The sequence below is a fragment of the Streptomyces sp. T028 genome (assembly GCF_048159505.1).
Taxonomy (GTDB): domain Bacteria; phylum Actinomycetota; class Actinomycetes; order Streptomycetales; family Streptomycetaceae; genus Streptomyces.
The window spans coordinates 132916-158230 of the sequence record NZ_JBLRVZ010000020.1; the positions used below are offsets into that span (position 1 = coordinate 132916).

Annotated in this window: 18 protein-coding genes and 1 pseudogene; 10 read left to right on the plus strand and 9 right to left on the minus strand. The window is 72.9% G+C overall.

The window, feature by feature from the left end; all coding sequences use genetic code 11:
- Positions 1-16: 16 nt before the first annotated feature.
- Complete coding sequence (locus ACLZN2_RS20725; protein WP_416980143.1) at positions 17-1123, minus strand: mechanosensitive ion channel family protein; 1107 nt, start codon at positions 1121-1123, stop codon at positions 17-19.
- A 227-nt stretch (positions 1124-1350) separates the two neighbouring features.
- Positions 1351-2310, minus strand: a complete 960-nt coding sequence (locus ACLZN2_RS20730; RefSeq protein WP_416980145.1) for a lysylphosphatidylglycerol synthase transmembrane domain-containing protein — start codon at positions 2308-2310, stop codon at positions 1351-1353.
- Positions 2311-2496: 186 nt separating this feature from the next.
- On the opposite strand from ACLZN2_RS20730, the gene ACLZN2_RS20735 reads away from it, so the two are divergent.
- Positions 2497-4371: an ABC transporter ATP-binding protein gene (locus ACLZN2_RS20735; RefSeq protein WP_416980231.1), complete on the plus strand. Its 1875-nt coding sequence runs from the start codon at positions 2497-2499 to the stop codon at positions 4369-4371.
- A 117-nt stretch (positions 4372-4488) separates the two neighbouring features.
- Positions 4489-7446: a helix-turn-helix transcriptional regulator gene (locus ACLZN2_RS20740; RefSeq protein ID WP_416980147.1), complete on the plus strand. Its 2958-nt coding sequence runs from the start codon at positions 4489-4491 to the stop codon at positions 7444-7446.
- 10 nt (positions 7447-7456) lie between these two features.
- Here ACLZN2_RS20740 and ACLZN2_RS20745 read toward each other — a convergent pair whose 3' ends face one another.
- From ACLZN2_RS20745 to ACLZN2_RS20755, 3 genes are read right to left on the minus strand one after another with little or no spacing between them, the layout of a single operon-like run.
- A complete protein-coding gene (locus tag ACLZN2_RS20745; protein ID WP_416980149.1) occupies positions 7457-10111 on the minus strand; it encodes an ABC transporter substrate-binding protein in 2655 nt (884 codons plus the stop codon).
- A 10-nt stretch (positions 10112-10121) separates the two neighbouring features.
- Positions 10122-12413, minus strand: coding sequence for an ABC transporter substrate-binding protein (locus ACLZN2_RS20750; RefSeq protein ID WP_416980151.1), 2292 nt, complete (start codon positions 12411-12413; stop codon positions 10122-10124).
- Positions 12413-13258, minus strand: a complete 846-nt coding sequence (locus tag ACLZN2_RS20755) for a hypothetical protein (RefSeq protein ID WP_416980153.1) — start codon at positions 13256-13258, stop codon at positions 12413-12415. The genes ACLZN2_RS20750 and ACLZN2_RS20755 overlap by 1 nt, the downstream gene beginning before the upstream one ends.
- Positions 13259-13511: 253 nt before the next feature.
- Between ACLZN2_RS20755 and ACLZN2_RS20760 the strand changes: the two genes are divergently transcribed.
- The 7 genes and pseudogenes from ACLZN2_RS20760 (at position 13512) to pqqE (ending at position 19254) form a co-directional block, all read left to right on the plus strand.
- Positions 13512-14618 (plus strand): PQQ-dependent sugar dehydrogenase, encoded by a 1107-nt coding sequence (locus tag ACLZN2_RS20760; RefSeq protein ID WP_416980155.1) that lies wholly within the window; start codon positions 13512-13514, stop codon positions 14616-14618.
- 59 nt (positions 14619-14677) lie between these two features.
- The gene (locus ACLZN2_RS20765) at positions 14678-15778 is read left to right on the plus strand and encodes a PQQ-dependent sugar dehydrogenase (protein WP_416980157.1); all 1101 of its coding nucleotides are present in this window, start codon (positions 14678-14680) and stop codon (positions 15776-15778) included.
- A 68-nt stretch (positions 15779-15846) separates the two neighbouring features.
- Positions 15847-15987, plus strand: coding sequence for a pyrroloquinoline quinone precursor peptide PqqA (gene pqqA / locus ACLZN2_RS20770; protein WP_416980159.1), 141 nt, complete (start codon positions 15847-15849; stop codon positions 15985-15987).
- A 9-nt stretch (positions 15988-15996) separates the two neighbouring features.
- A complete protein-coding gene (gene pqqB / locus ACLZN2_RS20775; protein WP_416980161.1) occupies positions 15997-16902 on the plus strand; it encodes a pyrroloquinoline quinone biosynthesis protein PqqB in 906 nt (301 codons plus the stop codon).
- Positions 16899-17609 (plus strand): annotated as a pseudogene (pqqC, locus tag ACLZN2_RS20780) (pyrroloquinoline-quinone synthase PqqC); the annotation flags it as partial. The gene pqqB and the pseudogene pqqC, both read left to right, overlap by 4 nt.
- 260 nt (positions 17610-17869) lie before the next feature.
- Positions 17870-18133 carry a pyrroloquinoline quinone biosynthesis peptide chaperone PqqD gene (pqqD, locus tag ACLZN2_RS20785; RefSeq protein ID WP_416980163.1) on the plus strand — a complete coding sequence of 88 codons (264 nt, stop codon included), beginning with the start codon at positions 17870-17872 and terminating at the stop codon, positions 18131-18133.
- Complete coding sequence (gene pqqE, locus ACLZN2_RS20790) at positions 18130-19254, plus strand: pyrroloquinoline quinone biosynthesis protein PqqE (RefSeq protein ID WP_416980165.1); 1125 nt, start codon at positions 18130-18132, stop codon at positions 19252-19254. The genes pqqD and pqqE overlap by 4 nt, the downstream gene beginning before the upstream one ends.
- A gap of 106 nt (positions 19255-19360) precedes the next feature.
- Here pqqE and ACLZN2_RS20795 read toward each other — a convergent pair whose 3' ends face one another.
- Together ACLZN2_RS20795 and ACLZN2_RS20800 are read right to left on the minus strand one after the other, a co-directional pair.
- Positions 19361-20833, minus strand: a complete 1473-nt coding sequence (locus ACLZN2_RS20795; protein WP_416980167.1) for an APC family permease — start codon at positions 20831-20833, stop codon at positions 19361-19363.
- Between the two features lie 79 nt (positions 20834-20912).
- Positions 20913-21611 (minus strand): FadR/GntR family transcriptional regulator, encoded by a 699-nt coding sequence (locus tag ACLZN2_RS20800; RefSeq protein WP_416980169.1) that lies wholly within the window; start codon positions 21609-21611, stop codon positions 20913-20915.
- A 186-nt stretch (positions 21612-21797) separates the two neighbouring features.
- Here ACLZN2_RS20800 and ACLZN2_RS20805 point away from each other — a divergent pair, with 186 nt between their 5' ends.
- On the plus strand, positions 21798-23228 hold the full coding sequence (locus ACLZN2_RS20805; protein WP_416980171.1) for an amino acid permease: 1431 nt from the start codon (positions 21798-21800) through the stop codon (positions 23226-23228).
- A 104-nt stretch (positions 23229-23332) separates the two neighbouring features.
- On the opposite strand, the gene ACLZN2_RS20810 is transcribed toward ACLZN2_RS20805, so the two are convergent.
- Entirely contained in the window at positions 23333-24148 is an 816-nt protein-coding gene (locus ACLZN2_RS20810) for an ATP-binding cassette domain-containing protein (protein WP_416980173.1), read from the minus strand.
- Between the two features lie 35 nt (positions 24149-24183).
- Positions 24184-25296, minus strand: coding sequence for an ABC transporter permease (locus tag ACLZN2_RS20815; protein ID WP_416980175.1), 1113 nt, complete (start codon positions 25294-25296; stop codon positions 24184-24186).
- Between the last annotated feature and the right edge of the window lie 19 nt (positions 25297-25315).

The following is a 25315-nucleotide window of genomic DNA, read 5'->3' on the forward strand; positions in this document are numbered from 1 at the left end:
CAGTTGTCGAGGCGCGTCACTTCTCGGGGCGGGCGGAGGCCACTTCGTCCGCCTCGGCGGTGCCGGTGCCGGTGCGCTGCTGCGGGATGACGACGGCGCCCTGCTGCAGCGAGACGTTGCGGGCCGGGGCCGGGACCCGGATGCCCTCCTCGCGGTAGCGCTTGTGCAGCCGCTTGATGAACTCGTGCTTGATCCGGTACTGGTCGCTGAACTCGCCCACGCCCAGGATCACCGTGAAGCCGATGCGGGAGTCACCGAAGGTGTGGAAGCGGACGGCCGGTTCATGGTCCGGGACCGCGCCGGTGATCTCCGTCATCACCTCGGCGACCACGTCCATGGTCACCCGCTCCACGTGCTCCAGGTCGCTGTCGTAGGCCACACCCACCTGCACCAGGATCGTCAACTGCTGCTCGGGCCGCATGAAGTTGGTCATGTTGGCCTTGGCGAGCTGCCCGTTGGGGATCACGATCAGGTTGTTGGACAGCGCCCGTACCGTGGTCTGACGCCAGTTGATGTCCTCGACGTACCCCTCCTCACCGCTGCTCAGCTTGATGTAGTCACCGGGCTGGACGGTCTTGGAGGCGAGGATGTGGATGCCCGCGAAGAGGTTGGCGAGCGTGTCCTGGAGAGCTAGCGCGACGGCCAGACCGCCGACGCCCAGCGCGGTGAGCATCGGGGCTATGGAGATGCCCAGCGACTGCAGCATCACCAGGAAGCCGATGGCCAGCACCAGCACGCGCGTGATGTTCACGAAGATCGTGGCGGAGCCCGCGACACCGGAGCGGGACTGGGTCAGCGCCTGCACCAGACCGGCGACCACTCGGGCCGCAGACACCGTCACCACGAAGATCATCAGCACCGTCAGACACTGGTTGACGGTGTGCTGGACCGTCCTCGTCAGCGGCAGCACCGCCGCCGCGGCCGCCGCGCCGCCCACGATCGCCGCCCACGGCACCACCGTGCGCAGCGCGTCCACGACGACGTCGTCGCCGCTCCACCTCGTGCGCTTGGCGTGCTTGCCCAGCCAGCGCAGCAGCGTGCGCGACAGGAAGGCCACCAGGAACCCCGTGGCCAGGGCGATCCCGGCGAGTACGAGGTCGTCCAGGGTCAGCGCGCGGTTCACCGGTCACCTCCGGGAAGTCGATCCGCGGCACGGCCCGAGTGGCCCGCCGACGGCCGGATGTGAAGTCTCGTCACGTTGTCACCTGCTTGTTCACTGGATGTGCGGTCGCGCCCGCCGCAAGCAGGCACGATCCTTCATCCTGCCGTATCGGGCACGGCGGTTGGCACCCCAGGGCTTCCCCGACGGCGACTTCCGGGCACCCCCGGTGCCCCGGCACGCGGAGGCGTTCAGATCACCTTCCAGCGCACCAGCGCCCCCAGTGTCACCGCCCCCGGCACCAGCGGCAGCCACACGGTGATGACGCGGTAGGTGAGGACGACCGCCGTGGCGAGGGCCGGCGGACCACCCGCCGCCACGAGGGCCACGATCAGGGCCGCCTCCACCGAACCGATGCCGCCCGGGGTGGGCACCAGGGCCACCGCCACCGTCGCCGCGAGATACGCCACCGCCATGTGGAAGGCCGGGACCGGCAGGCCCAACGCCTGCCCGACCGCCGCCAGTCCGGCCGCCTGGAGCACCGGGAACGCCAGCGAACCGCCCCACAGGGCCATCGCCCGGGCCGGGCAGGTGTGCACCGAGCGGGCCTCGCCGAGCGCGGTGCGCAGGAACGAGAACACGGCCGCCCGCAGCCGTCGTACGCACGTCAGCGCGACCGCGGCAAGAACCACCACCGCCACCAGGGCGGCCAGCAGCGGGCCCACCGCTCCGTGCGGCAGCAGCGAGCCGAGCCGCAGCGCGTCGGGGAACACCAGCAGCAGCACGGCCAGCAGCCCCACCCGGGCCACGCCCTCCGCCAGCAGATACAGCGCGAGGGCCGCCGAGGAACGGGCCAGCGGCACCCCGCACACCGTCATGAAGCGCAGGTTGACCGCGCTCGCGCCCAGCCCCGTCGGCAGCAGATGGTTGGCCGCGCCCGCCGCGAACTGGGTGGCCAGCAGCCGCAGCCGGGGCAGCCGCTGCACCACCGCCCCCTGCCGGGTGACGGCCGCGGCGACCCACGTCAGACAGGTCGCCCCCGCCGCGGCCAGCAGCCAGGGCCACTGCGCCGTACGCAGATGGCCGAAGCCGTCCGCGAGCACCGAGTGGTGGCGCACCGCGACCACGGTGACCAACAGGAGGGGAAGCAGACAAAGGACCCGGCGGACGGGGAAGCGCCGGGGAGGCGAGGGGAGCGGAACCGCTGTCACAGTGGGAGAGGTTTTCCGCGCGGTCCCAACAGCGGGTTGCGGAAGCGGGGACGGAGCATTACGTACGGTCATCGGGTCCTTCGGACGGTCCGTCGGGCGGGCCTTCGGGCGGGCCTTCGGGCGGGGGTGGGTGAGGCAGAGGTTGACCTCGAGAATGGTTGAGGTTCTACGGTCGCTTCCATGAGCATGGACGCCGTCGCTATGACGCAGCTGTACAGCGTGATCAACTCCCAGCAGGAACAGCGCCCCTTCCACCCCGCCACGCTGCGCCGCATCGGCGCGTTCGCGCGGCCGCACCGCCGCCGTATGGCGCTGTTCGTGCTGCTCGGGGTGGTGACCGCGCTGCTCGCCGTCGCCACACCCGTACTCGCCGGACGCGTCGTCGACGCGATCGTGTCGCACGGCGACCCCGACCGGGTCGTCCGGCTGGCGCTGCTCATCGCGCTCATCGCGGTCCTGGAGGCGGCGCTCGGCATCCTGGGCAGGAGGCTGTCGGCGACGCTCGGGGAGGGACTCATCCTCGATCTGCGCACGGCCGTGTTCGATCATGTGCAGAAAATGCCGGTCGCGTTCTTCACACGTACTCGTACGGGGGCGCTCGTCTCCCGACTCAACAACGACGTGATCGGCGCCCAGCGCGCGTTCAGCAACACCCTCTCCGGCGTGGTGTCCAACCTGGTCACCCTGCTGCTCACGCTCGCCGTCATGCTCACCCTGTCCTGGCAGGTCACCCTGCTGGCGCTGGCCCTGCTGCCGGTGTTCGTGATCCCGGCCCGCCGCATGGGCCGCAGGATGGCCGGGATGCAGCGGGAGGCCGCCGCGCTCAACGCCGCGATGGGCACCCGCATGACCGAGCGGTTCTCCGCACCCGGCGCGACCCTGGTCAAACTGTTCGGGCGCCCCGAGGAGGAGTCCGCCGAGTTCGCGGCGCGCGCCGCCCGGGTCCGGGACATCGGCGTACGCACCGCCACCGCCCAGTCGGTGTTCCTCACCTCCCTCACCCTCGTCTCCGCCCTGGCCCTCGCCCTCGTCTACGGCCTCGGCGGCCGGCTCGCGCTGAACGGCACCCTCGACGCGGGCGCCGTCGTCGCCCTGGCGCTCCTGCTCACCCGCCTGTACGCGCCGCTCACGGCGCTCGCCGGGGCGCGCGTCGAAGTGATGAGCGCCCTGGTCAGCTTCGAGCGCGTCTTCGAGGTACTCGACCTGAAACCGCTCATCGAGGAGAAGCCGGACGCCCGCAAGGTCCCCGAGGGCCCCGTGTCCGTGGAGTTCGACGACGTCCGCTTCGGCTACCCGTCCGCCGACAAGGTCTCCCTCGCCTCCCTGGAGGAGGTCGCCACCCTCGACACACGCGGGGGCGACGAGGTCCTGCACGGCGTGTCCTTCCGCGCCGAACCCGGCCAGACCGTCGCGCTCGTCGGCTCCTCGGGCGCCGGGAAGTCGACGATCGCCCAGCTCCTGCCGCGCCTGTACGACGTCGACGGCGGCGCCGTCCGCATCGGCGGGGCCGACGTCCGCGACCTGAGCGCCGGCTCCCTGCGGGCCACCCTCGGCATGGTCACCCAGGACGGCCACCTCTTCCACGACTCGGTCCGCGCCAACCTGCTGCTGGCCCGGCCGGAGGCGGGCGAGGACGAGCTGTGGGACGCGCTGCTCCGCGCCCGCCTGGACGGCCTCGTCCGCTCTCTGCCCGACGGTCTCGACACCGTCGTCGGCGAACGCGGCTACCGGCTCTCCGGCGGCGAACGCCAGCGCATGACCATCGCCCGGCTCCTCCTGGCCCGCCAGCAGGTCGTCGTCCTCGACGAGGCCACCGCCCACCTCGACAACACCTCGGAGGCGGCCGTCCAGGAGGCCCTCACCGAGGCGCTGGCCGGCCGCACCGCCGTCGTCATCGCCCACCGCCTGTCCACCGTGCGCGCCGCCGACCTCATCCTCGTCGTCGAGTCCGGCCACATCGTGGAACGCGGCACCCACGAGGACCTCCTCGCGGCGGACGGACGGTACGCCGAGCTGTACCGAACCCAGTTCGAGGAACCGGAGCGGGAGCGGGTCGCCTGAGCGCGTCGGGCCAGGACGACCGAGGTGCCACGTACGCGGCTTACGTACCTCCGTGGCCGGACTGTCAGTGGCATACGGCAGGATGATCAGCACCACGGGTCGGACGGGGACGGGGACATGACGACGGAACGGATGCCGCTGATCGGCAGGGACAGCGAACTCGGGCTGCTCGACCGCCTGCTCGCGGACCTGGCGGCGGACGCGGAGGGCCGCCCGGCGGTACTGGACATCAGCGGTGAGGCGGGCATCGGCAAGAGCCGCCTCGCCCACGAGCTCTGCCGGCGCGCCGCACGCGGCGGAGCCACGGTGCTGCGCGGCCGGGCCACCGAGTACGAACGGCACATCCCCTTCCAGCCGTTCACCGACGCCTTTGCCGACCTCGACCCGGCCGTCCGGGAGTCCTTCCCCGCCGTCGCCGAGGTCGCCCCGGTGCTGAGAGCCTGTGTCATATCCCCGGCCGGGGATATGACACAGGCTCTGACCGGCGCCGCCCGCAGCGCCGCCCGCTTCGGCCTGCACCGCGCCACCGCCGCTCTGCTGACCCACGCCGCCACCACACCCCTGGTGATGGTGCTCGACGACCTGCACTGGGCGGACCCCGCCTCCCTGGAACTCCTCGACCATCTCGTACGGCATCCCCCGCGTGCCCGGGTCCTGCTCGCCGTCGCCCGCAGGGAACGGCAGAGCCCCGCCCCACTGACCGCGGCCCTCCTGCGCGGCACCGACACCGGGGCCGTGCGCCGCACGGTCCTCGGACCGCTGGACGAACGCAGCTGCGTCGCGCGGCTCACCCCCGGCCTGGACCGCGAGGAGGCCGTACGGCTCTTCGCCGCCAGCGAGGGCAACCCGCTGTATCTGCTGGCCCTGCTCCAGGCGCACCGCGAGGGCGCCTCGGTCAACCGGCTGTCCACGACCGGACTCGGCGCGCTGCTGCTGGACGAACTGACCCGGCTCGGCGCCGAGCAGCGCCGGCTGGTCGAGGTGGTGGCCGCGCTCGGCGACCACGCCACCCCCGCCCTGCTCGCCCCGGTCACCGGCCGCGCCCCGGCCGACCTGGCCGCCGACCTCGCCGAGCTGACCCGCCGCGACCTGCTGCGCACCGGCCCGCACGGACGGCTGACCCTGCGCCACCCGGTGCTGCGCAGCCTCGTGCACGACGGCACCGACCCCTGGCTGCGCACCGAGACCCACCGGCTCGCCGCCGCCGCACTCGCCCGCGCCGGCGCCCCGCCCGCCGAGCTGGCCCACCATGCCGAGCGCTCGCTCTCCGGCTGGGACCCCGAGACGGCGGGCGTGCTGATCCAGGCCGCCGAACAGGCCGCGGACACCGCGCCCGCGAGCTGCGCGCACTGGCTGGGGGCGGTACTGCGGCATCTGCCGCACACCCCGGACCACGCGGCGCGACGCCGTGAGCTGATGCTGCGGCGGGCCCGCGCGCTCGGCGCCTGCGGTGAACTCCAGGAGAGCCGCGACCTGCTGCACCAGGTGATCGCCATGCCCGACCCGGCCGGCGCAGGAAACGGCGGGAGAGCAGACGAGGGAACAAGCGAGGAAACAGGCGAAGTAACTGGCGCGGGAACAGGCGGCTCGCGGGCGTCCGCCGTCGTGCTGTGCGCGGTGATGGAGCGCCACCTGGGCCGCTACACGGAGGCGGCGGCCCTGCTCCGCCGCGAACTGCACCGCGACGACCCGGCGCCCTCACCGGCCGACCAGGTGGCGCTGGGCCTGGAACTGGGCTCCTCGGCCCCGCACGACACCTCCTACCCGACCGTGCGCGCCGACATGGCCCGCACCCTCGCGGTGGCCCGCTCCCTCGGGGACGAGGTGGGCGTCGCCGGCGCCCTGGCCGTCGCCGCGCTGGGGGAGGCCTACGAGGGCGAGACGACCGAGGCCGACATGTACGCCCGGCAGGCGGCCGCCCTCGTCGACTCACTGCCGGACGACGACCTCACCGGCCTGTGCGAGCAACTGGCCCGGCTGGGCTGGGCCGAGGCCTTCCTGGAACGCCTCGCCGACGCCGAGCGGCACGCCGACCGCGGCCTCGCCATCGCCCGCCGCACCGGCCGGCTCCACCTCCTGCCCCATCTGCTGCTGTGCAAGGCGCATGTGCACATCCAGATCTGCCGGCCGGTGTCCGCCGTGGAGCTGGCGGACGAGGCCGAGGACATCGCCCGCGGCATCGGCAGCGACGAACTGCTCGCCTTCGTCCTCGCCACCAAGGCCCACGCGGTGGTGGCCGCCTGCCCGCCCGGCGATCCGCGACCCCTCGCGGTGGCCGAGGAAGCGGTCGCGGCGGCCGGACTGGGCGTCAACTGGTGGGCGTCCATCGCCCGCTGCATGCTCGGCTACGCGGCCCTCACCGCCGGCGATCCGGCCCGCGCCCGCGAGGCGGTCCTCCAGGCGGGCGGCCCCGGCCTGCACCGACTCCAGCCCTCGATGCGCCCCCTGTTCCTGGAGGTTCTGGTGACCGCCGCCGTCGCCGCCGGCGACGTGGACGAGGCGAAGCAGTGGGCCCGGCGGGCCCGCGAGGAGGCCGAGCGGCTCGACCTGCCCGTGCAGCGCGCCTCGGCGATGCGCAGCGCCGCCAACATATCCCTGGGCCTGGGCGACACCGGGGCGGCGGCGGACCTGTTCCTGTCGGCGGCCGAGGAGAGCACCCGCAGCGGCGGGCTGTTCTGGGAGGCGTTCTCCCTGCTCCTGGGCGCCCCCCTGCTGGCGGCGGACCCGGAGGGGCCCCGGCGGGGACAGGCGGCCTGGCACCGGGGGCGCAGGCTCGCCGTCGCCGGCGGCTCCGCGCTGCTGACCGGCCTCGCCGACGCGGTCGGGCCCGCGGTGGCCGAGGCCGGGGACGGCCCCGAGCGGCGGCTCGCCGAACTCACCGCCCGCGAACGGGAGATCGCCGGTCTCGTCGCCGAGGGCCTCACCAGCCCCGCGATCGCCGACCGCCTCTGTCTGAGCCGGCGCACGGTCGAGACCCATGTCTCGCGGATCTACCGCAAGACGGGAGTCTCCTCGCGGGCCGCCCTGGCGGCGCTGATCGTGACGCGCATGTCAGGGCCCGCGTTCAGCGGCTGAACCGCCGTGCTCAGGTCGTCGCGTCTTCGTACTGCCCGAGGAAACGGAAGGCGCCCCCGGAGGCCCGGAACAGATACAGCGCGTCCAGGGTGTAGCCGGTGCTGGAGCTCGTGTAGCGCAGGCGCTTGGTGATCCCCCGGTAGTCGGTCTCGCGCAACCGGCCCACGATCGCGCCCCGTTCGGCACGGTCCGCGCCCAGCGAGGTCAGCGCACGGGCGACGAACAGGGTCGCGTCGTAGGCCTCGGCGGAGTACGGCGGCGGGACGGTGCCGAAGCGCGCGCGGTAGGCGGTGACGAAGGACTTCGCGGCCGTCACCCGGGTCGCGTCGAGGTAGGCGGTGGCGAAGACCCAGCCGTCGGCGGCGTCCCCCGCCGCGGTGAGGAAGCGTGCGTCGCAGGCGCGCTGGGTGGCCAGCCGGGCACCGGAGAAGCCGGCGGTGCGCAGCGCACGGGCCAGCCGCGCCGCCCGCGCGTACCCTCCGCCGAACACGACCGCGTCCGCCCCGGCGTCCGTCACCGCCTCGGCGAGCGCACGGAACGCGCCGTCCGAGCCGGCGTCGGCGGCCAGCGTGCGCCGGATCGTGGTGTGCCCCGAGCCCAGCGCCTCGGCGACCCCCGAGCAGACGCCCCAGCTGAAGTCGCCCTCGGCCTCGTCGTCGACCAGCACCGTCGTGCGGGCCTCGGCGGTGCGGACGAGATACGCCACGAGCGGCGCCGCGAGGGTCGCGTCGTTCGGGCGGGTGGCGGCGTACACCCGGTATTTCGAGGCGGACACGTCGTCGAGGCCGACCGACACGGACACCATCGGCAGCAGGGCCTTCTGGTAGAGGGCGAGGGTGGCCTTCGTGCAGGCGTCGGTGCTCGGCCCGAGCACGGCGCGGACCCGTTCGTCGGCCGCCAGCCGCTCGGCGATCTGCCGTGCCCGGGCCGTGCCGCCCTGGTCGTCGTGCACCTGGAGCGCCAGGTCGAAGGTGCGTCCGGTACGGGAGTTGAGCCGATCGACGGCGAGCCGGACGCCGTTCTCCTGGGCCCGGCCCGTCGTACGGCCGCTGCCGCTGAGGTCGGCGTGCACGGCGAGGGTCAGACGCGGCAACGCGGTGGAGCCGCCCTCGTCCGAGGTCCCGTCAGGGCGTTTGGCGGTCCACCAGGCCGCCGTACCGGCTGCGGCCAGCACCCCCGCGGCCGACCCCAGCACCAGGAACCGCCGCCGCATGGTGCTCCCGCCGGAACCCGCCCCGCCGTCCGCGGCCGTCGGCCCACCCGGCCGGTCACCCGCAGCCGTCTCCGCACCGGCACGGTCCCCCGCAGCCGACGCCCCCGACGCCCCCGACACCTCCGTTGCCGACACGTCCGGCAACGCGAGCACCACGGCCGAACGACGAGCGATCAACCGAGTGAGCGACTCCGGCAACCAGCCCCCGCCCTGCGCCTGGGCGCTCTCGGCCGGGTTCGCGCCCTGTGTCCGGGCGTTTTCGGCTGGGGTCCCGCCCTGGGCTTCGGCGTTTTCGGCCGGGGTTCCGCCCTGTGCCTTGCCCTCCTCGGCCACGGCCCTGCCCTGGGCTTCGGCGTTTTCGGCTGGGGTCCTGCCCTGTGCCTTGCCCTCCTCGGCCACGGCCCTGCCCTGGGCTTCGGCGTTTTCGGCCGGGGTTCCGCCCTGTGCCTTGCCCTCCTCGGCCACGGCCCTGCCCTGGGCTTCGGCGTTTTCGGCTGGGGTCCCGCCCTGGGCCACGCCCCCCTCCGCCACGGCCCTGCCCTGTGTCTCGGCCCTTTCCGCAGGGGTCCTGCCTTGCGCCTCGGCCTCCTCCACCGCGGCCCCGCCCCGCGCATCGGAGCCCTCCACCGCGGCCCCGCCCCGCGCCTCGCCGCCCCCCAGGGCCCGCCGGATGTCCGGCACGCCGGGACGGGCCCCCGCCTCCTTCGCCAGACAGGCGTGCAGCAGCGGCAGCAGCGGATCCGGTACGCCGGCCAGGTCCGGCTCGTCGTGGACCGTACGCATCAGTGCCTCGGCGGCGGAGCCCGAGCCGAAGGGACGCTCGCCCGTCACGGCGTACGCCAGCAGACAGCCGAGCGAGAAGACGTCACTGGCCGGCCCGATCTCCCGGCCTCGGCCCCGGGCCTGCTCGGGGGAGAGGAAGCCGGGTGAGCCGACCACCATGCCGCTCGCGGTGAGCGCGGTGTCCTCCGGCATCCGGGCGATACCGAAGTCGATCATCCGGGGCCCGTCGACCGCGAGCAGCACATTGCCCGGCTTGACGTCCCGGTGCACCAGCCCCGCCCCGTGCACGGCGTCCAGCGCCTCGGCGAGCCGGGCGCCGAGGACGCGGACGGTCGCGTACGGCAGCGGCCCGCACTCCTCGACCGCCTCCGCCAGCGAGGGGCCCGGCACGAACGCCGTGGCCAGCCAGGGCGAGGCCGCGTCCGGGTCCGCGTCCAGGAGCGGCACCACCCAGGGGCTCGTGACCCGGCCCGCCGTCTCCACCTCGCGCCGGAAACGGGCCCGGAACCCCGGGTCGTCCGCGTGTCCGGCGCGGATCACCTTCAGCGCCGCGAGGGAACCGCCCGTGGAGCGGGCCAGGTACACCACGCCCATGCCGCCCGCGCCCAGCCGGCGCAGCAGCCGGTAGCCCCCGATCCCGGCCGGATCGGCGCCGCGCAACGGCTCCATCGACGCCCCCTCAGGCGGAGACCTGATAGGGCGCCACGCCCTGGTACGCGAACCCGCCGTCCGTGACCTTCCACAGATAGACCCCGCTGCCGTCGACGACCAGCGCCCCGGTCGTCCTGTCGAACGCGAGGTTCCGGCTGATCCCCTCGTACGTGGCCGAGCGCAGCGCCGCCGTCAGGCCGGGCCGGGTGCGCTTCGCGACGCCGAGCGAGCCCAGGGTCCTGAGCACGAGCTGCGCCACGTCGTACGTCTCGACGGAGTACCGCTCGGGCTCCGCGTCGAACTTCTCTCGGTAGGCCGCCGCGAACGCCTTCGCCTCGGGTGCCGTGGCCGCGTCCATGACGGGGGCGAGAACCGCCCAGCCCTCGGCGGCGTCCCCGGCGGCGGACAGGAACCGCGCGTCGAGCACCCCGTGTGCGGCGGCCCGCGCGCCGGGGAAGTCACGGCGGGTCAGCTCCCGGGCCAGCAGCGCCGCCCGGTCGTGGTAGCCGGCGAAGACCACCGAGTCGGCGCCCCCGTCGAGCAGCGCGTCCAGGGTCGGCGCGAAGTCGGTCCGCAGCGCGCTGACCACCTTCGGCACGGCCGGCTGCCGGTCGTCGCGCAGGATCCGGCTGAGCGTGCTGCTGATCTCCCAGCCGTAGGTGTCCGCCGCCCGGTCGTCGACGATCCCGATGGTGCGCGACTTGGCCGTGCCGCGCAGATACGCGTTGAGGTAGAACGGCAGGATCGTGTCCGTGACGCGGGCGTGCAGGAAGGACCGGCTGCCCATCACCCCCAGCACGGTGGCGCCGGGCGACACCGCGATCAGGGGCAGCGACGCGGCGTCGTACGTCGCGAGCGAGGCCAGCGCGGTGGCGTCCGTGGTGGGACCGACCACGGCCACGACGGAACGGTCCGCGACGAGCTGCTTCGCCACCTCGGCCGCCCTCGCGGAATCGCCGCCGTCGTCCACCGTCTTCACGGCCAGCGCGAACGACGCGTCCCCCCGGGCGTTGAACTCGTCGACCGCGAGCCGCAGCCCCCGCTCCTGAGCCCGCCCGACCGCCTTCTGATCACCGCTCAGATCGGCGTGCAGCCCGATGGTGTACAGGGGCATGCTGTCGTTCGGCGTCGATCCGGAGGACGCCGAGCCCCCGCCCCCGCCGAAGGGAACCCCCCAGACGGCCAGCGCGCCCCCGCCCGCCGCCACCGCGGCCGCACCACCGGCCAGCAGCAGGAAGCGGCGCCGGCCGACACCCCGCCCCGGCGGCGTGGCCGGGGACGGCACGGTCGCGTCCGAGGCGTCGATCTCGGTGTCGTCGATGCCCGGCAGCGCCAGCCCCGCCGCCGACCGCTCGGCGATGAGCCGGACCAACGGCTCCGGCAGCCAGGCCTCGTCACCGGGGACGGCGTCCTCGGGAGCCGCGTCCGCGGGCTCCGGATGGGGCGCGGCGGGCCCGTCCGCCGCCTCGGGCCGCACCGCACGCAGCGCCTCACGCGGATCGGGAGGCGAGGTCGGGGCGGGGGCAGACAAGGACTGCGCCAGCGCCCCGGCCGTGGGCCGCAGCTCCGGGTCCTTCTCCAGGCAGCCGCCCACCACCGGGGCGATCTCCTCCGGTACGCCCTCCAGATCGGGCGCGTCGTGCGCCGTGCGGTACAGCAGCGCGTCGAGCGACCCGGTGCCGAACGGAGGACGGCCGGTCGCCGCGTACGCCAGCACACAGCCCAGCGAGAACACATCACCCGCCGCCCCCGACTCCCGGGCGCCCCGCGCCTGTTCGGGGGAGAGGAAGCCGGGTGTGCCGACCACGACACCGGTCGAGGTGAGCGAGGTGTCCTCGGGATCCCGGGCCACACCGAAGTCGATCAGCCGCGGTCCGTCCAGTGCCAGCAGCACATTGCCCGGCTTGACGTCCCGGTGCACGAGCCCCGCCGCGTGCAGCTCCCGCAGCGCCTCGGCGAGCCGCGCCCCCAGCGCCCTCAGGGTGCGCACCGGCAGCGGCCCGTGCGCGGCGACGGCCTCGGCGAGCGAGGGCCCCGGTACGAACGCGGTCGCCAGCCACGGCTGCTCCGCCCCGGGATCGGCGTCCACCAGGGGCGCCACCCACGGGCTGGTCATCCGGCGGGCCGTGTCCGCCTCGCGCCGGAACCGCTCCCGGAAGCCGGGGTCCTCGGCGTACTCGGCCTGGATCACCTTCAGCGCGACCAGGGTGCCACCGGCCGAACGGCCCAGGTAGACCACGCCCATGCCACCCGCGCCGAGCCGCCCGAGCAGCCGGTAGCCCGCCAGCCGGGCCGGGTCGGAGGTACGCAGCGGCTCCATCAATTCCCCTTCAACCGCTGCTGGATCCGCTCCAGCATCTTGGCCAGCGCTTCGGCGCCCAGTTGTCTCAGCTCCTGCTCGGTGTTGCCCTTCGCGCCGGTCACGGAGACGGCCACGACGACCGTGCCCAGCCGGGCGACCATCCACGAGTACGGCTGGGCGGCGCCGCCGTTCTCGACGTACTGGCCGGCCTCCAGGACGGAGTCGTCGGCGTACTCCTGCTCACGGGCGCCGAAGGGGGTGCCGAGCGAATTCAGGCCGGTGATCCGCTCGTTGCTCCGGGGCTGCTGGTCCGGGCAGCGCAGTACCTCTTCGAGGGTGGTGCTGAGCTGTTCGTCGGCGCCGAGGACGGAATCGTGGACGGTGACCGCGGCCGTCACCTTGACCGCGCCCTTGCCGCCGCCGGCCGGGAGCCGGCTGTAGCGGGACGAGCCGGCCAGCACCCCGGCCGGCAGTTTCTCCCGCTCCCAGCGGCAGTCGTCGTCCAGCACGGCCCAGGTGCCCGGGGTGCTCGCGGCCTGCTGCTGGGCGACGAACCCCCGGCCCCAGTCGGCGGGGGCGAGTACGACGGAGTCGGCGAGGGCCACGCCGTCCTTGGAGGTCCGGGGGACGAGCGAGGCGTCAGGGGTGAAGACGGAGGAGACGGAGGAAGCGGAGGAGGAGGTGGAGGAGGTGGAAGGGGCGGGCGTGGCACGGGCGGTGGCGTCGGCGGAGGGCGAACCGCTCTTCGCGGTCCCCCCGTCGTCCCCGCCGTCGTCTCCTCCGACCGAGCATCCGACCAGCAGACTCCCCGCCACCAGCAGGGTCACCCCTCTGCCCCGCACGCCTCGGGCGTTGCCTCTCACTCGGTCCCCTCAACACGACTCACGACGTTCGACACCCCGAACGTAGACGGCCCCCGAGGGGCGACACCTCCGTAGAACCACGTAAACGCCTACGTATTCGCCCCGGGTTCACCCGGCCGCCCGGGCCGTCAGCAGGATGGGCGAGCTCCGGTGGCCCGCGCGGAAACCAGGCCCCAATACTCCTTGAGGGAGTCGACACCTGTCGCCCCCTCACGACAGGAAAGGCCTCGGAATGTCACGCTTGGCGCAACCGGTGCCGCATCGAGTCCGGCGCGGCCGGGCCACGATCGCCGCCGTCACCGTTGTCCTCGGCGCCTGCCTGCTGCAGCCCGCGAGGCCGGCCGCGGCCGGCCCGGAGGAAGACCCCCGGGCCGCCGCCGCGGCACCGACGGGCGTCACCGTCCTGTCCCGCGACTGGACCAGGCCCTGGGGCATCACCTTCCTGCCCGACGGGAAGCGGGCCCTGGTGACCGAGCGCTTCACGGCCGCCGTATGGCTCCAGTCGAGCGACGGCGCCAAGAAGAGGGTCGGCACCGTGCCGAACACCGTGCCCCCCTCACCGAGCGGCGGCAAGGGCGGGCTGCTGGGCGTCGCCCCCTCGCCGACCTGGAACGGCACCACGGACCAGGACGTCTTCTTCGTCCACACGGCCACCTCCGAGATCCGTGTCGTGCGCATGCACTTCGACGGCAGCTCGCTGCGCGACTACAAGGTCGTCCTCGGCGGCATCACCCGGGGCGGCGACCACAACGGCGGAAAGATCGCGTTCGGCCCCGACGGCCATCTGTACGTCAGCGTCGGTGACGCCCTCAAGCGCAATCTCGCGCAGGACAGGAACTCCCTCAACGGCAAGATCCTGCGCATCACGAAGAGCGGCGCCGCGGCACCCGGCAACCCGTTCGGCACCCGGGTCTACAGCCTCGGCCACCGCAACCCCCAAGGCCTCGCCTGGGACAGCCGCGGCCGGCTCTGGGAGAGCGAGATCGGCGAGAACACCTGGGACGAGCTCAACCTCGTGGAGCCGGGCCGCAACTACGGCTGGCCCAGTTGCGAGGGCTCGTGCGCGAAGACCGGGATGACCAACCCCAAGAAGGTCTGGCACCCGGACCAGGGCGGTGTCCCCGCCCAGATCGCGATCAAGAAGGACGTCATCTACGTCACGACGCTGCTCGGCCAGCGGCTGTGGGCCCTGCCGATCGACGGCACCGGCAAGGCCGTCGGGGCCGGGAAGTCGTACTACAACGGCAGCTACGGCCGACTGCGCGCGCTCGCCAAGGTGCCCGGCGCCGACGAGCTGTGGGTCGGCACGACCGACGGCGGCGACAACAAGGACCGCATCCTCAAAGTCACCGTCAAATGACCTCAAGCCGCCATCAAATGACCTCAAGGCGCCCTCAGATGACCCCAAGTCGCCGTCAAATGACCCCGGACCGCCGCGTGGTGGCCACCCTCCTCGCCGCCCTTCTCGCCCTCTGCGGCGCACAGCCCGCGTCGGTGGCCGCCGACCCCGGGGCACCCGGCCGGGCCGGTGCCGCGCCCACGGCCGTCTCCGTCCTCTCCGAGCAGTGGACCCGGCCCTGGGCCATCACGTTCCTGCCCGACGGGCAGAAGGCACTGGTGACGGAGCGGCACAGCGCCAGGGTGTGGACGGTGGCGCGGGACGGCTCCCGTACGAAGGTGGGCGAGGTGCCGAACACCGTCTTCGCCCCCGCCGGAGGCGACAACGGCAACGGCGGCGGGCTGCTGGGGGTCGCCCCCTCGCCGACCTGGAACGGCACCACCGACCAGGACGTCTTCTTCGTCCACACGGCCGCCGACGAGACCAGGGTCGTCAGGATGCGCTTCGACGGCACCTCGCTCAGCGACTACCAGGTCCTGCTCGGCGGCATCGCCCGCGGCGGTGACCACAACGGCGGGAAGATCGCCTTCGGCCCCGACGGTTACCTCTACGTCAGCACCGGCGACGCACGCGACAAACCCCTCGCCCAGGACCCGGCCTCGCTCAACGGCAAGATCCTGCGCCTCACCAGGAGCGGAGAGGCGGCACCCGGCAACCCGTTCGGCACCCGCGTCTACAGCCTCGGCCACCGCAACCCCCAGGGCTTCGCCTGGGACGCGCGCGGCCGGCTGTGGGAGACCGAGATCGGCGATGCCACCTGGGACGAGGTCAACCTGATCAGTCCGGGCGCCAACTACGGCTGGCCCACGTGCGAGGGGTCCTGCACCACCGCGGGCATGACCAACCCCCTGCACGTCTGGCGCCCTTCCGAGGGAGGCGTGCCCGCCCACGTCGCGATCGCCCACGACGTCCTGTACGTCGCCACCCTGCGCGGCGAACGGCTGTGGACGCTGCCCATCGACGGCACCGGCACGGGCCTCGGCACCGCCGTGTCGTACTACGCCGGTGTCTACGGCAGGATGCGCGCCCTGGCCAAGGTGCCCGACGCCGACGAGCTCTGGCTCGGCACGAGCGACCGCGGCACCGACAAGGACTCCCTCCTCAGGGTCACCATCGGGTGAGCTCCCCAGCCCCCAGGCTCCCCTCACCGAGGGGTGAACCCACCTTCACCGAAAGGAAGGTACGCACCATGAACGACACCACCGAGCGGGCGGAGCACCAGGCCGCGACCACCGGCGAGGCGGCGGACACGAGTGCCTGGCGGACACCCGGCTACACGGTCGTCGACACCGCCCTCGAGGTCACCGCCTACTCCCTCGCGGCCCGCTAGCCCGCCGCCGTGCTGCTGCAGCTGCTCGGCACCGCGGCCGGCGGCGGCATCCCGCAGTGGAACTGCGCGTGCCCCGGGTGCTCCGGGGCACGCGCGCATCCCGAACGCCGCCGCCGTCACGCCTCCCTCGCGGTCCGTACCGACGAGGGCCGCTGGTACCTCGTCAACGCCACCCCCGACATCGGCGACCAGATCGAGGCCCACCCGGCGCTGCACCCCGGTCCCGGGCCCCGGCAGACACCGATCGCCGGGGTCGTCCTCACCGACGCCGAACTCGACCACACCCTGGGCATCGCACGGCTGCGCGAGGCGGACGCCCTGGAGATCCACGCCACGCCCCCGGTCCGCCGGGCCCTGGAGGACCGCCTCCGCCTCGGCGAGGTCCTAGCCCCCTACACCGCTCTGACCTGGCGGGAACTCACCTGTCACGGCGCGCGCTCCCTCGGCCCGCCCGACGAGGGCCTGCGGATCACCGCCGTACCCGTGTCCGCCAAGCGCCCCCGGTACGCCGCCGACGCACCCGAGGACGAGGACGAGGCCTGGGTCGTCGCGCTGCGCCTGTACGAACCCGCCACCGGCCGTACGGCGGTCTACGCACCCGCCGTCGCCGTCTGGTCCGACGCCCTGCACCAGGTCGCCGCCGAGGCCGACGTCGTGATCGTCGACGGCACCTTCTGGGACGAGGAGGAGCCGCGCCGCACCGGCATCTCCTCCCGCACCGCCACCGGCATGGGCCATCTGCCCATCGACGGCCCCGGCGGCACCGCGGCCGTCCTCGCCACGCTGTCCGCCCGCTGCTACTACACGCACCTCAACAACACGAACCCCCTCGTCGACCCGACCGCGGCGCAGCACAAGCGGCTCGCCCGGCTGGGCATCGAGGTGGCCGACGACGAGTTGGTGATCGAGCTGTGACCACGACCCTCGCCCCCCGGACCGAAACCGAACCCTGGAGCCCCGCCGAATTCGAGGACCGCCTGCGCGCGGTGGCCCAGGAGCGCTATCACGACCGGCACCCCTTCAACGTCCGTATGCACGAGGGCGACCTCCGCCCCGAGGAGGTGCGGGCCTGGATCACCAACCGCTTCCACTACCAGCGGCACATCCCCGTCAAGGACGCGCTGATCACCGCCAAGCTCGACTCCCCGCAGCTGCGGCGCCTGTGGCTGCGGCGCATCGAGGACCACGACGGGCGCGCGGAGGGCGAGGGCGGCATCGAACGCTGGCTGCGGCTCGGCGAGGCGGCCGGCCTGGACCGCCACGATCTGCTGAAGGGCGACTCCGTCCTGCCGGGCGTACGGCTCGCGGTCGAGGGATACGTCAACTTCTGCCGGCTGCGGCCGCCGCTGGAGGCCGTCGCGGCCTCGCTCACCGAGCTCACCGCGCCCGGTCTGATGCGGGTGCGCATCGACGCCTTCGAACGCCACTACTCCTGGATCCGGCCGGAGGGCCTCGCCTACTTCCGCACCCGGGTCGACCAGGGCCGACGCGACAGCACCGAGGCCCTCGCCCTCGTCCTGGACTGGGCCCGCACCCGCGAGGACCAGCAGCGGGCCCTGGCCGCGCTCACCTTCAAGTGCGAGGTGCTGTGGGCCCTGCTCGACGCGGTCCAGCAGGAGGGCCCCGCCGCCCGGAACGGGCACGCCCGGCCCTGGCCGGACCTCCGCCCGTGGCGCACCGGCGCCCGGGACGAGCGAGCCGTACGCGACGAACGCCTCGTACGAGACGAGCGGGCCGTACGCGACGAGCGGCCTGAGACGGACAGTCGGCCATGGCGGCAGGGTGCCGCTCAGGGCCGGCCGGGGCCGGTGCGCAACGCGGTCGGGGACGGCGGGCCGTCGCAGCGGGACCTGCGGCCCTGGCGCGGGCAGGGGTGACGGTCGTGCCCGGCGGTGCATGGTGTCCCGCCCTCGCGCCGGCGCTGATGCTGCGGCACGACCCGGTGCGGGGCGCGGACCTGCTGGTCCTGCCCGAACGGGTGGTCGTCCTCGAAGGCAACGCGGGCCATGTGGTCGGTCTGTGCGACGGGACCCGTACCGTGCCCGGGATCGTCGGCGAACTGGCCGCGCGCTTCCCGGGCGCGCCGGTCGCCGCCGAGGTCCCCGCCTTCCTCGACCGGCTGCGAGGGGAGGGCTGGCTCACATGACCGCCGCCCAGCCGCCGGCCCGCCCCTGGGCACTGCTCGCCGAACTCACCCACGCCTGCCCCCTGCACTGCCCGTACTGCTCCAACCCGCTCGAACTGGCCCGCCGCTCGGGCGAACTGAGCACCGACGAATGGACGGACGTCCTACGGCAGGCCGCCGAGCTGGGCGTCGTCCACACCCATCTCTCCGGCGGCGAACCCCTGCTGCGCCCCGACCTGGAGCGGATCGTCGCCGCCGCCGAGGACGCCGGGATCTACACCCAGCTGGTCACCAGCGGCATCGGCCTGGACGAGCCCAGGCTGACCGCGCTCCGCGAGGCCGGCCTGCGCAGCGTCCAGCTCTCGGTGCAGCACTCCGACGCCCGGGCGGGCGACCGGATCGCCGGGCACCCGTCCGCCTTCGCAGCCAAGGAGCGGGCCGCCGCCCTGGTCCGCGCGGCGGGCCTCCCGCTCGGCCTCAACATCGTCCTGCACCGCGACAACCTCGACGCCGTCGGCGATCTCATCGACCTGGGCGAGGCCTGGGGCGCGGACCGCGTCGAACTGGCCAACACCCAGTTCTACGGCTGGGGCCTGCTCAACCGCGCCGCGCTGCTGCCGACCCGCGACCAGCTGGCCCGCGCCCGGGAGACCGTGGAACGTCGGCGGGAGCGGCTGGCCGGGCGGATCGACCTGGTGTGGGTCGTCCCGGACTACTTCGACGGGGTCGCCAAGCCCTGCATGGGCGGCTGGGGAGCGGTCTCTCTCACCGTCACCCCCGACGGCACCGTGCTGCCCTGCCCGGCCGCCGCCTCCCTGCCGGGCCTGGACCCGCCCAACGTACGGGACCATCCGCTCGCCTGGATCTGGGACAGTTCCCCGGCGTTCAACCGCTACCGCGGCACCGACTGGATGACCGGACCCTGCCGCACCTGCCCCCGCCGCGAGGAGGACTTCGCCGGCTGCCGCTGCCAGGCCCACGCCCTCACCGGCGACCCCACCCGCACAGACCCGGCCTGCACGCTCTCCCCGGACCACCAGCTCCTACGTACCCTGACCGACCCCGACACCGCGCCTGCCCCGCCGCCGTACATCTACCGCCACCCCGGAGCACCTGGACAACCGACTCAGGACGCCGTCTAAGCAGGCGGCAAGGTCCGCAACTTCAGGGGCGCGGGGAACTGCGCGACCAGCCACGACGGCGCCGCAGACGAACAACGACACTCAAACCGAGCGCAGCTCACTCCGCTCACTCCACATCGGCGACAACCGACCCCACCCGCTCCGCCAGCGTCGGATCCCGCCGCACCAACACCGTGGCATACCCGACGGAACCGAGCAGCGCCGCCAGCGCCACATACGGAAACCAGCTGTACGGCGCAGGCTGCCCCGGCTTGGCCAGGTAGTACAGCGGCACCAGAATCGCCAGCGCCCCGATCGCCGGCAGCACCAGATGCCGTACGGTCCGGAACTCCTGCGGCCGGTACCGGCGGTAGTACAGCGGCAGCGCGATGTTGGAGGCGAGGTACACCAGCAGGATCAGCAGCGCGCCCAGGCTGGAGGACTCGGTGAAGAAGACCACGGGATCCATGCGGCCGCCGTCGGGGCCGAGCAGATGCCCGAGCCCCCAGCCGCCGATGATCAGCAGCGAGGTGACGGCGAACGTGATGATCGCGTTGTTGGGCGTACGGCGGGTGGGGTGGACGTATCCGAAGAACGAAGGCAGCAGCCCCTCCCGTCCGGCGTTGAAGATCAGCCGGGCCTGCGAGTTGATGCCGGCGATCAGCACCCCGAGGGTGGAGGTCAGCCCCCCGACATAGGCGAGGAACGCCAACGCGCCGAGCGTGTGCTGGGCGACGTCGATGAACGGGATGGGGGAGTCGCCGAGTGCGGCCGTGTCGTAGTCGAAGCCGGTGACGGTGGCGTAGGAGAAGAGGATGTAGCTCACTGTCATGATCGCGACGGAGGAGAGGACGGCGCGGCCGACGTTGCGCCGCGGGTTCTCGGTCTCCTCGGCCAGCGCCGCCGAGTTCTCCCAGCCGATGAACAGGTACACCGCGAGCGGGAACCCGGCCGCGAGGCCGCTGACGCCGTGGCGCAGCTGACCCGGCAGGAACGGGTCGGCGGACAGATCGCCGCGATGCTCGACGAGTGCCGCCACGGACACCACGACCAGCACCAGCATCTCCACGCCGAAGAAATAGCCGGCCCACTTGGTGGAGACCACGATCCCGCGCAGCATCAGCACCACCGACACGCCGGTGAGCAGCAGCGTCCACAGGATCCACGGCAGGTCGATGCCGGTGTAGTGGTGCAGGGTGATCTGCACGAACCCGCCGGAGATCGCGATCACCGAGGCCATCGCGATGATGTAGCCGAGGCCGGCGAGGAGCGCGGTGGTCACGGCGCTGACCGGCCCGAAGGTCTTGCCGACGAAGGTGATGAAGCTGCCCGCCGAGGGGTGGGCGCGGGAGAACTCGGCGAGGGTGTTGCCGAGCAGGGCGACGGCGACGCCGGCGGCGGCGATGGTCAGCGGGGAGGCGACGCCCGCGGTGGTGGAGAGGAAGGCGAAGCCGAAGAAGAAGCTCATCGCCGGGCCGACGTTGGCCATGGTGGCGGCGGCGATGTCCGCCATGCCGAGCACACCGCCGCGCAGGCGCTGGGTCGTGCCGCCGGCGGGGCCCGACGTCGGCGGCGGGCCGACGGCTCCGGGTTCGGACATGGCGACTGCTCCTTGTGCGGTGGGGCGGAGCGCACCGGGTGCGCGGGATCGGCTGGTCGGCTGGTCGGCTGGTCGTCCGTCAGTTCGGGTGGGCCCGTTGGTGTTCCTTCACGGCCCGTACGGCCGGGTCCATCGCGCCGCGGCCGAGTTCGGTGAGGAGGTCGGCGTGGCAGCGGTTGCGGGCCCGTACGACGTCGGGTGCGGGCGGGGGCAGCAGCAGACACTGGCGGCCGAGCAGGTCGGCGGCGAACTCGCGGATGCCGGCGCCGCCGAGCAGTTCGGCGAGGTCGAGGTGGAAGCGGGTCTCCAGTTCGACGAGCCGGGCCGGGTCCTCGGTCAGGTCCATCTCCGCGACCAGCGAGCGCAGCCCTTCGAGCGAGCCGTCCTGGACGTCGCCCGCGCCGTGCGCCACCAGTCCGCATTCGAGCAGCAGGTGGAAGGAGTCCAGTGCGGCGGCCTCCTCGGCGTCGTGCATCAGGGCGACGACGGTGTCCCAGTCCGGGGCGACGAAGGTGCCGCCCGCCCGGCCTCGCCGCCGGTCGAGCAGGCCGTCCTGGCACATCCCCTCCAGCGCGCGGCGCACGGTGATCTCACCGATCCCGAGTTCCTCGGCGAGGACGCCCGCGTCCGGGAGCCGGTCACCCGGAGCCACGGACTTCAGGCGCACCCGCAGCGCGACCCGGGAGCGGACCAGGTCCGACCCCGTCTGACTCCCGCCGGAGCGCAGGCGGGTGTCCCCGCCGCCGTAGGGCCCGAACTTGCCCGCTGGATTCACCACGGCGCCACCCTAACTGCCTGCTGAGCGAGGTCATGGCGTGGTGCACGGAGGGCTCCCGGAAGAGGCGGTTCCACGGTTGCCTGCAAAATAGAGCAAGGTGAACACTTAAACAAGTCTTGTTCTTTTCGATCGTAGTGAACTAATTTCCAGCCTCGACAGCCCGTCCCCTCCTCATCGGATGTCGAGATGACCACAACCCTCCCCGAAGCACCTCCCGAAGAGCCCGGTCTGAAGGCCGGACTCAAGAACCGCCATCTGTCGATGATCGCGATCGGCGGTGTCATCGGCGCCGGTCTGTTCGTCGGCTCCGGCTCCGGCATCGCCGCCGCCGGTCCGGGCATCCTGATCTCGTACGCGCTCGTCGGCGTCCTCGTCGTCCTCGTGATGCGGATGCTCGGCGAGATGGCGGCGGCCAACCCCACCTCCGGCTCGTTCTCCGCCTACGCGGACCGGGCGCTCGGCCGCTGGGCCGGGTTCACCATCGGCTGGCTGTACTGGTTCTTCTGGGTCGTCGTCCTCGCCGTCGAGGCGACCGCCGGCGCCAAGATCCTGGCCGGCTGGATCCCCGCGGTCCCGCAGTGGGGCTGGGCCCTGATCGTCATGGTCGTCCTGACCGCCACCAACCTGGTCTCGGTCAGCTCCTACGGCGAGTTCGAGTTCTGGTTCGCCGGGATCAAGGTCGTCGCGATCGGCGCGTTCATCGTGATCGGCGGTCTCGCGATCTTCGGTCTGCTGCCCGGCTCGGACCACCCGGCGAGCGGCTTCTCCAACCTCACCGCGCACGGCGGCTTCCTGCCCAACGGACCCGGGGCGATCCTCACCGGCGTCCTGATGGTCGTCTTCTCCTTCATGGGCAGCGAGATCGTCACCCTCGCCGCCGGTGAGACCGCCGACCCGCGCGGCGCGGTCACCAAGGCCACCAACAGCGTGATCTGGCGGATCGCCGTGTTCTACCTCGGCTCGATCCTGATCGTCGTCTCGCTGCTGCGCTGGGACGACCCGGCGATCCTCGAGGACGGCTCGTACGTCGCCGCCCTGAGCTCCATCGGCATCCCGCACGCCGCCCAGATCATGAACGCGATCGTGCTGACCTCGGTGCTGTCCTGCCTCAACTCCGGTCTGTACACCGCCTCGCGCATGGCCTTCTCCCTCGGCCGCCGCAGCGACGCCCCCGCCTCCTTCGGGCAGACCACGAACAGCGGGGTGCCGCGCGCGGCCATCCTGGCCTCGGTCGTCTTCGGCTTCGTCGCGGTCGCCTTCAACTACCTCTGGCCCGACACGGTCTTCCAGTTCCTGCTGAACTCCTCCGGCGCCATCGCCCTGTTCGTCTGGCTGGTGATCTGCTTCTCCCAGCTGCGGATGCGCAGGATCATCCAGCGGGAGGCGCCCGAGAAGCTGGTCGTCAGGATGTGGCTCTACCCCTACCTCACCTGGGCCACCATCGCCCTGATCACCTTCGTCCTCGGCTACATGCTCACCGACACCGCCGACGGCGGCGGCCGCGACCAGGTCGTCCTGTCGACCCTGGTGGCCGTTGCCGTGGTGGTCGTGGCCGTGGTCCGCCAGCGCCTCGGCCGGGGCGCCGCGCACGACGCCGTCACGTCGTCGAAGCCGTAACACCTGCACCTGCACCCGCACCTGCACCTGCACCTGCACCGAAGGCCGGATCCGCCTCTTCCACGGCGGGTCCGGCCTCGTCGGCGTACGCGCACCGGCGCCGGTCAGGCGAGGGGCTTGCCCTCACGAAAGCGGCGCAGGCCCTCCGGGCCCTCGACGACCGCCGCGGTGAGCTCTTCGACGCTGGTGTCCTCACGCCGCACGTCGAGGATCTTGCGGCCGTGGTTCATCACGATGTGCCGGTCGCAGATCTGGAACGCGTGGTGCAGGTTGTGCGTGACCAGCACCGAGCTCACGCCCTCCTGCTTCAACTGCAGCAGGTAGTTGAGCAGGGCCTCGGTCGCCCGCACCGCCAGCGCGCTGGTCGGCTCGTCCAGGATCAGCAGGCTCCGCTTGAAGTGCACCGCACGCGCGATCGCCACCGCCTGCTGCTGTCCGCCGGAGAGCGAACCGACGAGCTGACGCGGGCTCTTGATGCCCTCGATGGTCACCACGCTGTCGAGGATCTGCGCCGCGATCTCGTCCATCTGCTTCAGCTTCAGCAGCCCCAGCGCGTTGGTGAGTTCACGGCCCATGAAGATGTTGCGGGTGATCGTCATGGACGGCACCAGGGCGGAGTCCTGGAAGATCGTCTCGACGCCGCGCTTCTCGGTCTCCTGCCGGTTGAGCGTGCCCAGCTTCTCGCCGCGCCACAGGTAGTCGCCCTCGTCGGCGACGACGACCCCGGACATCGTCTTCACCAGGGTCGACTTGCCGGCGCCGTTGTCACCGAGCAGGCCGACGACCTCGCCCTGGTGGATCCGGAAACCGACATCGTTCAGGACGGTGTTGGCTCCGTACCGCTTGGTGATGCCGGACAGTTCCAGCAGCACCTCGCCCGTGGCTGCCTCGGTGGCTTCGGCGGTGGCGGTGGGGGACATGGTTGCTCCGTTTCCGGCGGTGGGCTCGGCGGCGCTCACTTCGCCTTCCCCTCGATCAGACGGTTGAAGAAGGCCGCGGCGACGATGATCAGACCGACGAACAGGTCCAGGTAGAAGCCGGGGGCACCACCGAGCAGCAGGATGTCCTGCACGGTGAGGATGAGCGCCGCGCCCAGCACCATGCCGAGGACGCTGCCCCGGCCGCCGGAGAGCGCGACCCCGCCGACGACCGCGGCCGCGATCGCCTTCAGCTCCATGCCGCGGCCGGTGCCGGGCTGGACCGAACCGGTACGTACGGCGGTCAGGACCGCGGCGAGCGCCACGCACACACCGAGGATGCCGAACGCGATGATCTTGACCCGGTCGGGGTTGATCGAGATGGCGCGGGCGGCGGCGGGGTTGCCGCCGACGGCGAACACGTGGTTGCCGAGCCGGTGGCGGTGCACCAGCAGCCAGAACACCACCCCGACGCCGAGCATCCACAGCGCCTGACCGCGGAAGAAGCCGAGGTCGGCGGTGAACACCTGCTTCACGCTGTCGCTCGGGACCATCAGCGCGGCCGTGGTGCCGTTGTAGAAGAGCGCGGCGCCTTCCCAGAACAGCATCATGCCCAGCGTCACGATGAAGGAGGGGATCTTGGCCTTGGTGACGAGCAGGGCGTTGAGCAGGGCGATCGCGACACCGGTCAGCAGGGCCATGCCGGTCGCGGTCCAGGCGCTCGCCCCGTCGGAGTACCAGCGGGTGAACACCAGCGCGCAGAACGTGAAGTTGGCGCCCAGCGACAGGTCGAACTCACCGGCGATGATCAGGATGCCGGCACCGATGGCCAGGATCGCCAGCACCGGGATGCTCTGGCTGAGGACGTTGAAGTTCGACTTCTCCAGGTAGGGGAAGCCCGCCGGGTCGACGAGGTAGTAGATGACGCAGCCGAGCTGCACCAGGACGAAGACCAGGCCGATCTCCAGCGCGCCGCGCCCGCGGATCTGGCGCAGGCGCTCGGCCAGCCGGTCGGAGGTGGAGACGGGGGCGGAGTCCGCGAGAGTCCGCTTCTGGGCGGGAACGCCCTCGGTGGTGGCGTCCGGGTCCGCGACGGCGCCCCCTGCCGCCGGGACGCTCCCCGCGGTCACCTGACCGCTGCGCTCGCTCATGGTCGTACTGCCTTCCTGA

What these genes read in the sequence shown, in the direction of transcription:
- ACLZN2_RS20815 (WP_416980175.1), bottom strand. Translation starts at nt 25,296, where the DNA reads ATGAGCGAGCGCAGCGGTCAGGTGACCGCGGGGAGCGTCCCGGCGGCA.
- ACLZN2_RS20735 (WP_416980231.1), top strand. Translation starts at nt 2,497, where the DNA reads ATGGACGCCGTCGCTATGACGCAGCTGTACAGCGTGATCAACTCCCAG.
- pqqA (WP_416980159.1), top strand. Translation starts at nt 15,847, where the DNA reads ATGAACGACACCACCGAGCGGGCGGAGCACCAGGCCGCGACCACCGGC.
- ACLZN2_RS20740 (WP_416980147.1), top strand. Translation starts at nt 4,489, where the DNA reads ATGACGACGGAACGGATGCCGCTGATCGGCAGGGACAGCGAACTCGGG.
- ACLZN2_RS20745 (WP_416980149.1), bottom strand. Translation starts at nt 10,111, where the DNA reads ATGGAGCCGTTGCGCGGCGCCGATCCGGCCGGGATCGGGGGCTACCGG.
- ACLZN2_RS20750 (WP_416980151.1), bottom strand. Translation starts at nt 12,413, where the DNA reads ATGGAGCCGCTGCGTACCTCCGACCCGGCCCGGCTGGCGGGCTACCGG.
- ACLZN2_RS20765 (WP_416980157.1), top strand. Translation starts at nt 14,678, where the DNA reads ATGACCCCGGACCGCCGCGTGGTGGCCACCCTCCTCGCCGCCCTTCTC.
- ACLZN2_RS20810 (WP_416980173.1), bottom strand. Translation starts at nt 24,148, where the DNA reads ATGTCCCCCACCGCCACCGCCGAAGCCACCGAGGCAGCCACGGGCGAG.
- ACLZN2_RS20805 (WP_416980171.1), top strand. Translation starts at nt 21,798, where the DNA reads ATGACCACAACCCTCCCCGAAGCACCTCCCGAAGAGCCCGGTCTGAAG.
- pqqE (WP_416980165.1), top strand. Translation starts at nt 18,130, where the DNA reads ATGACCGCCGCCCAGCCGCCGGCCCGCCCCTGGGCACTGCTCGCCGAA.
- ACLZN2_RS20795 (WP_416980167.1), bottom strand. Translation starts at nt 20,833, where the DNA reads ATGTCCGAACCCGGAGCCGTCGGCCCGCCGCCGACGTCGGGCCCCGCC.